General features: G+C 51.7%; 1 protein-coding gene. It reads right to left on the minus strand.

Annotated features, from left to right (window positions below):
* Positions 1-232, minus strand: a 232-nt coding sequence (locus tag B4N58_RS10710) for an aminotransferase class I/II-fold pyridoxal phosphate-dependent enzyme (RefSeq protein WP_291749044.1), incomplete at both ends; no start/stop codon positions are given.

Below are 232 nucleotides of genomic sequence, written 5' to 3' on the forward strand. Positions count from 1 at the left end.
ATAGCCCACACGCAAACCAGCCAAGCCATAAGCCTTGGAGAAACTGCGCGACACCAGCAAATTGGGGAATTGTGCGACCCACTGCGTGGAATCGTACTGGTCCTCAGGTTTCAGGAATTCGTTGTAGGCCTCATCAAGCACCACCAACACATTCGAAGGGACCTGCTTCAGAAAATCCAACAGTTTTTTCTGCGGCAGAAAAGTACCTGTCGGGTTGTTGGGGTTGGCGATG

It is taken from the genome of Limnobacter sp. UBA3528 (assembly GCF_002377005.1).
Taxonomy (GTDB): Bacteria; Pseudomonadota; Gammaproteobacteria; order Burkholderiales; family Burkholderiaceae_B; genus Limnobacter.